Source organism: Pseudonocardia kujensis, assembly GCF_021283305.1.
GTDB lineage: Bacteria > Actinomycetota > Actinomycetes > Mycobacteriales > Pseudonocardiaceae > Pseudonocardia > Pseudonocardia kujensis.
Genome location: NZ_JAJSOK010000005.1, coordinates 199,194 through 205,704, shown reverse-complemented (window position 1 = coordinate 205,704; position 6,511 = coordinate 199,194). Strand labels below are relative to the sequence as shown.

General features: G+C 72.6%; 8 protein-coding genes. 3 read left to right on the top strand and 5 right to left on the bottom strand.

Annotated features, from left to right (window positions below; translation table 11 throughout):
- The 3 genes from LWC35_RS06255 to LWC35_RS06245 form a co-directional block, all read left to right on the top strand.
- Positions 1 to 730: maleylacetate reductase (locus tag LWC35_RS06255; protein ID WP_232868928.1), on the top strand; the 730-nt coding region annotated here is incomplete at its 5' end.
- 35 nt (positions 731 to 765) lie between these two features.
- The gene (locus tag LWC35_RS06250; protein ID WP_232868938.1) at positions 766 to 1,068 is read left to right on the top strand and encodes an alpha/beta hydrolase; all 303 of its coding nucleotides are present in this window, start codon (positions 766 to 768) and stop codon (positions 1,066 to 1,068) included.
- Positions 1,008 to 1,463, top strand: coding sequence for an alpha/beta hydrolase (locus LWC35_RS06245; RefSeq protein WP_232868937.1), 456 nt, complete (start codon positions 1,008 to 1,010; stop codon positions 1,461 to 1,463). The genes LWC35_RS06250 and LWC35_RS06245 overlap by 61 nt, the downstream gene beginning before the upstream one ends.
- Positions 1,464 to 1,520: 57 nt before the next feature.
- On the opposite strand, the gene LWC35_RS39040 is transcribed toward LWC35_RS06245, so the two are convergent.
- From LWC35_RS39040 to LWC35_RS06225, 5 genes are all read right to left on the bottom strand, one after another.
- Positions 1,521 to 1,652, bottom strand: a complete 132-nt coding sequence (locus tag LWC35_RS39040; protein ID WP_269803652.1) for a hypothetical protein — start codon at positions 1,650 to 1,652, stop codon at positions 1,521 to 1,523.
- Between the two features lie 709 nt (positions 1,653 to 2,361).
- Positions 2,362 to 2,778: a pyridoxamine 5'-phosphate oxidase family protein gene (locus LWC35_RS06240; RefSeq protein WP_232868927.1), complete on the bottom strand. Its 417-nt coding sequence runs from the start codon at positions 2,776 to 2,778 to the stop codon at positions 2,362 to 2,364.
- A 231-nt stretch (positions 2,779 to 3,009) separates the two neighbouring features.
- Positions 3,010 to 4,293 (bottom strand): formimidoylglutamate deiminase, encoded by a 1,284-nt coding sequence (locus LWC35_RS06235; protein ID WP_232868926.1) that lies wholly within the window; start codon positions 4,291 to 4,293, stop codon positions 3,010 to 3,012.
- Entirely contained in the window at positions 4,290 to 5,501 is a 1,212-nt protein-coding gene (locus LWC35_RS06230; RefSeq protein WP_232868925.1) for an allantoate amidohydrolase, read from the bottom strand. Before LWC35_RS06230 ends, LWC35_RS06235 begins: the two co-directional genes overlap by 4 nt.
- 126 nt (positions 5,502 to 5,627) lie before the next feature.
- A complete protein-coding gene (locus tag LWC35_RS06225; protein WP_232868924.1) occupies positions 5,628 to 6,452 on the bottom strand; it encodes an alpha/beta fold hydrolase in 825 nt (274 codons plus the stop codon).
- Positions 6,453 to 6,511 lie beyond the last annotated feature (59 nt).

Below are 6,511 nucleotides of genomic sequence, written 5' to 3'. Positions count from 1 at the left end.
GCCCACCACCTTCGCGGGCTCGGAGATGACCCCGGTCTGGGGGCTGACCGAAGACGGCCGCAAACGAACCGGTCGCGACCTCCGGGTGCTGCCGCGCAGCGTGCTCTACGACCCCGAGCTCACACTGTCACTGCCCCCGAAGATCTCCGCCGCGAGCGGCCTGAACGCGCTCGCCCACGCCGTCGAGGGGCTTTACGCGCCGGACCGGTCCCCGATCGTCGCGCTGATGGCCGAGGAGGGGGTGCGCGCGTTGGTGGGCGCCCTGCCCACGGTCGTGACCGACGGCAAGGACCTGCCCGCCCGGTCGGCGGCCCAGTACGGCGCCTGGCTGTGCGGCGCGGTGCTCGGAGCGACCACCATGTCCCTGCACCACAAGCTGTGCCACGCGTTGGGGGGCGCGCTCGACCTGCCGCACGCGCAGACCCACAGCGTGGTCCTGCCGCATGCCCTCGCCTACAACGCCCCCGCAGCCACCGAGGCCATGGCGGCGGTGTCGCGGGCCCTCGGCGGGGTCGACGACCCGGCACGGGCGTTGTGGGAGGTGACCGGCGAGCTTGGCATCCCGCGCTCCCTGCGCGAGCTCGGCATGGCCGAGGCAGACATCCCCCGGATCGTCGATCTCGTCGTCGCCGAGCCCTACGCGAACCCGCGCGAGGTCACCGCCGCGGGCGTCCACACCCTGCTCGACGCGGCGTGGTGTGGTGCCCCGCCCGCCCGGCTCGAGCGATGACCACCCGACCTCTCCTCGTGAGGACTCGACAACCGATGACGCTCAACCCCCATCTCGCGACGCCGGTGGTGCGCCGCGGGCCCGCGCCCACGCAGGCCACCCAGGCCGCCCTGCTGGTCCACGGCCGCGGACAGGACCCGACCTTCATGGTCGGGGTCGCCGACCGGATCGGGTTGGCGGACGTGCACTGCGTGCTCCCTGCGGCGGCGGGCGAGGGCTGGTACCCCGGAAGGTTCATGGACCCGCCGGAGGCCAACGAGCCTGGCTCGGCCACGCCCTGGAGGCCATTGACGCCCGGCTGCACGAGCTCGCGGCAGCGGGCCTCGGTCCCGATCTGACCGTTCTGATCGGCTTCTCACAGGGGGCGTGCCTGCTCGCCGAGCACCTCGTCCGCGCTCCGCGGGGCTACCGTGGGGTTGTCCTGCTGACCGGGGGGTACCTCGGCCCGGAGGGGGAGGCCAAGAGCGCCACGGGCACCCTGCCGGGGACCGCGGTGCTGCTGAGCAGCAGCGTGGTCGACGAGTGGGTGCCCCCTAGCCGGGTGCGCGAGACCGCTGAGCTGCTACGCCGGATGGGCGCCGATGTCACGCTGCGGCTGCACGACGCCCCCGAGCACGGGGTGTCCGACGAGGAGGTGGTGGCTGTGCGTGAGTTGCTCGCCGCCACGGCGGTCAACCCCGCGCCGGAACCGACCGCCCGGCCACCAGCACCCGGTTGGTCGTGCGGCCAGTAGTGATGCCCGCTCATCCTGTTCACGAGCCGGAGGCCGCCCCGGCTGCGCGGATGAGCGTCAGCCCACGGACGCGATGAGCTCGTCGAGGCGTCGCCACTTCGCGACCTGCTTCGCGAGCTTCGACCGCAACGCCGCGCGGTCCTCCGGCTGCCGGTACCGCCGAGGCCGCTCAGCGGTCGCCTCTGCCATCACCTGGTCCGCCGACACGACCTGCCGTCCAGGCGACGCCGCCGGATCTCGACTGGCGGAATCGACAGTTCCCCCGCCAGCCACATGAGCGTCTCGGTCAGGCCCGACTGGTAGTCCCTGCCACCCGAGATCTCGGCGGGGCTGAGCCTGCTCAGACACCCGACCTCCGCGACTGCGGCCTCCGTAGCGGGCTGCTGAGTCCGGACACACGAGCGGCGCCCCACCTCTTCGTGCTCGGGGTGGGGGCGCTGCTCTGTCGGGGAGCGGATCAGACCTGCTCGGCGCCCTCCGTGGGCTCCGTCGTAGTCGGCTCCTCCGCCGGCTCGCGGCCCTCGACCGGCGATCTCCGCCGCGACCTCCGGGTGTCGGTCACCGGCCGCGCGAACGTATTGGAGGCGTCGGCCGCACGCTGGGCGGCCGCCGGGCTCGTTCACTTCCCGACGTCGAGGTTGCGGGCGAGGATGGCCAGCCAGCGTTCCTGGGTCGCCGTCACCTACTCGACCAGCTCGGACTCTTCCTCGAACACGGGCAGCTGACCGTCGGTGGCCGGGTCCAGACGCCGCTCGGCGAGCACCGTCCTGGCGCTGACCGAGACGAGCGCGTCGCAACCACCGGAGACGGCGACGACGCGGCGACCAGAGACGAGATCTCCGCGGCGATCAACCGGAGTGGACGGTCGGAAGCGCTGCTGCCGGCGGCGCTCCCCGATCTAGCGCGGCAGCGTCAGCCTGCCGTGCAGGATCTGCAGGGGGATGGAGATCGTGTGCGCGGTGTCGTCGGATCCCCACCACGGCGACAGCGCTCGCTGCAGGTCGTCCAGCCGTCCGGGCTCGACGACCTCGTAGGCCTCGCCGATCCCGTAGACCGTCCACCCGCTCCGGCCCTCGAGGTCGACGTCGTCGGCCTGGAACGCCACGACCGCATGCAGGACCGCAGACGCGAGTGTGCTGTTACGGGCGGTGCGGAACACGGCCTCCTCGCCGTCGAGCACATAGTGGACGGGGTGTGCGGCCGGCAGGCTCCGCTGGGTGACCACGACCCGCCCGATGCCCTCGCTGGGCAGAAGTGTCAGGCACTCGGCGCGAGCCAGCTCGACCAGCCTCGGCTCTGCGTGAATCTCGACCACCTCCTCGGGGCAAGATCTGGTCAGCGGCAGGTTAGGCGACCTCGGAAGATCGAATCAGAGCCCGAGGTCCCGATCCCGACGCTACGACCGGAGAGGTTGGGCTGTGGACGATCGGACGGGTGCGTAAGGCCTGTCGGAGCAGCACCCCTCGACAGGGTGCGCCCCACATCTCGCTGCCGGGTTCCGTGGGTGGCCCGGGCATCACTGATCTCCGGGGAGGCGCGCCGCTGTTCAGCCGGGCCGGGTGAGTCGGCCTCCCACGATCGTCGCGGTGACGTCCGCGGCCCGCGCCACCAGCGGGAGCTGCCACGGATCCGCGCCCCGGGTCCTCGGCGTGTCGGTGTCGACCTCGACCGCGTCGAACGGCTCGCCCACCTGCAGACCGGGCGACCGCCCGTCGTCGCCGGCCAACCCCAGCGACCGGTGGCCGCCGACCGTGCCTGCCGTCCAGAGGACCTCCGGAGGGAAGACCCCCCGCCGTCCGAGCCGCAGCCGTTGGTCGAACTCCAGGCGACCGACCTCCTCCCAGGGGTCGATGACGACGTGCTGATCCGACCCGACGGCGAGGTGTGCCCCCGCGGCGAGGAGGTCCGGAGCGGGCCCGATCCCGTCGCCCAGGTCCGCCTCCGTGGTGGGGCACATCACGATCGTCGCACCGGCAGCGCCGAGCAGACTGATGTCGTCGTCGGTGAGGTGCGTCGCGTGCACCGCCGAGAACCGCGGGGACAGCAGGCCGTGCGCCGACAGCAGCCCGACCGGCGTGACCCCGTAGGCCTCCAGGCACGCTGTGACCTCGTCGGGTTGCTCCGAGACGTGCGCGTGGAGAGGCACGTCGTCGGGCAGTCCCTCGGCGATCACCGCGAGATCGTCGGGCGACACGGCACGGACGGAGTGGATCGCAGCGCCCACGGTGACCAGCTCCCGTCCGCTTCCGGCGAGTGTGTCGCGCAGGGCGTGCCAGCGCTCCAGCCACCGATGGACGTCCGCGTCGGCGAACTGCAGTTGCTCCACACCGAGCGGCTGGCCCACCCCGGCTCGCAGGTAGCACGTGTCGAGGAGGACGAGCCGGAGGCCGGCCGAGGTCGCGGCGTCGGCGAGTGCGAGCTCCATCGCGTGACCGGGGTACGGCTCACCCTGCGGTGTGTGGTGGATGTAGTGGAACTCGCCGACCACGGTGTAGCCCGCGTCGCGCATCTCCGTGAACACCTCTTCGGCGAGGTCGCGGTAGCCGTCCGGGGTCAGTCGGGTGGCGGCGTCGTACATGCGCCTGCGCCACCGCCAGAAGTCACCGCCGTCGGCGTGCGTGCGGCCGCGCAGGGTTCGGTGGAAGGCATGCGAGTGCGCGTTGGCGAAACCCGGGACGACGGTGCCGAGCACGGTCTCGTCGGGTTCCGCCGGGACGCCCACCGACACCTCGGTCACGTCTCCACCGACGACCCGCACCCGCACCTGCTCGCCGAACGCTCCGTCGACGAGTGCGCGCCGGCACCAGTAGTTCGCGTCCGCCCCGGTCACGGCGCCTGCGCCCCGGCGAGTTCGCGCAGCACCACGGCCAGCCCCCGGGCTCCCTCCTCGCAGTCCTCCTCGCGGGCCGTCTCTCCGGGTGCGTGCGACACGCCGGTCGGGTTCCGGACGAAGACCATGGTCGTCGGCACGTGAGACGCGAGAATGCCGGCGTCGTGCCCGGCGCCGGTCGGGATCGCCGGTACGCCCCCGAGCAGCTCGGCGACGCGCGCGGTCAGCGGCCCGTCGAAGGACACCAACGGCGAGAACGACTCCTCGTGGACGTCGAGGGCGCACCCCTCGGCGGCGACACACGTTCGGATGAGCGCGACCGTGGCCTCGAACTGGGCGCGTACCGCCGTGTCGGAGTCGGCGCGGATGTCGAGCCACGCCTCGACGCGGGAGGCGATGACGTTCGTCCCGTTCGGCGTGACCGAGATGCGACCGACAGTGCCGCGGGCCGCCGGGCGCTCCACAGCGACATCACGAACGGCGAGGGCCGCGGCGGATGCCGCGACCACGGGATCCCGGCGCTCTCCCATGGGAGTGGTGCCGGCATGGTTGCCCTCGCCGGTGATGGTGAGCCGCCACCTGCCGTGCGCCATGATCGCCGAGCCCACCGCGAGCGGCAGACCGCGCTTCTCCAGATCGAGGCCCTGCTCGACGTGCAGTTCGACGAGCGCGTCGAGCAAGGCGACGCGGCCTGGATCCGGACCGACGCGAGACACGTCCATGGACACCTCTCGCCACGCGTCCTCGAGCGTGACCCCCTCACGATCGGTGAGGGCCAGAGCGGTCTGCGGGGTGATGTCGCCCACCAGAAGCCGGGTACCCAGGCACGGGACGCCGAAGCGCGACCCCTCCTCCTCGGCGAAGGCACAGACTGCGATGGGCCGCGCCGGGACCCATGCCTCCGCCCTGAGCAACGCCACGGCCTCGAGCGCGCTCGCCACGCCGAGGGGGCCGTCGAAGGCGCCACCGCCCGGCACCGAGTCGAGGTGGCTCCCGGTCGCGATCGTGCCCGGCCCGGGCTCGCCCCACCATGCCCAGAGGTTGCCGTTGCCGTCGGTCTCCACGGTCAGGTCGAGTTCTGCCGCCGAGCGGCAGAACCACTCCCGCAGGGCCAGCTCGGCAGGCTCCAGGAGATGCCGTGAGTAGCCCCCGTGCACCGGGTCGCGTCCGATGTCGCAGATCTCGTCCAGTCGCTTACGCACCGACACGACGCGCCCCCTTCGTCCGGGCGCGCGGCGGCCGTTCGTCTCGCGCGGAACCCGTGGTGTGGCCGCGGTCGATGGCGGCGGGCGGGTAGGTCGTCAAGGTCGTTCCTGTCAAGGAGTAGTGCTCCGTCACGTGCTCGTCGGGGAGTGATCGGCGGGAGAGGAGGTCGGTACGGGGCCCGGCGCCGTGCCGAAGAAGGAGGCCAACCGATCGGCGACGGTCGCCGGCTGCTCCGCCGGTGAGGCGTGCGCGGCATCGGGTACGCACTCCAGGGCGCCTCGGCGTACCACCCGCGCGATCTCGGCGGACCACTGCTGGGGAACGAGCTCGTCGTACTGCCCCCACACCGCGAGGACCGGCGCCGCTGTTCGCGCCAGTCCCGCCGTGCCGTCGTAGTCGGCGAGCGCCTCGCACGCGCAGGCATAGCTCTCGTCGTCCGTGTCGCGCAGGGCCTCGAGCAGGCGCGCGATCCGGTCCCTGTGCAGCTCGCGGGTCGAGGGGGCGAACCAGCGCTGCGCCGATCCGGGGACCAGGCTCTGCGTGCCGTGGACTCGCACCGAGGCCGCTCGCTCGGCCCAGGCCGATCGGGACTCGACCCGGGCTCCGGAGGAAATGACCGCGACCCCGCCGACTCGGTCGGCGTGCCGGAGCGCGATGTCGAGTCCCACCGTGCCGGTGATCGACACGCCGGCGTAGAGGAACTTCCGCACACCGAGCGTCTCGAGGTGCTCCACGAGCGCGTCGGACAGGTCACCGACTGTGAAAGCAGCCTGTGCAACGGGTGAGGCTCCGTGGCCGGGGAGCTCCCAGCACAGGACCCGAAAGTCCTGCGCCAGCAGCGGGAGGGCATCCGCCCACAGCGCGGCCGACGTTCCGAGCGAGTGTCCGAGCACGAGACAGCGAGCCTCGGCGGGACCGACCGGATCAGTGACCGCGAGGCCGACGCGTCTCATCAGTCCCTCCTGACCTCTGGCGCACCGGACTCGGCGGCCCTGGCACGTGGTGGCCGCTG

Coding starts and splice junctions, on each gene's coding strand:
- LWC35_RS06250 (WP_232868938.1), top strand. CDS start 766: ATGACGCTCAACCCCCATCTCGCGACGCCGGTGGTGCGCCGCGGGCCC.
- LWC35_RS39040 (WP_269803652.1), bottom strand. CDS start 1,652: ATGGCAGAGGCGACCGCTGAGCGGCCTCGGCGGTACCGGCAGCCGGAG.
- LWC35_RS06225 (WP_232868924.1), bottom strand. CDS start 6,452: ATGAGACGCGTCGGCCTCGCGGTCACTGATCCGGTCGGTCCCGCCGAG.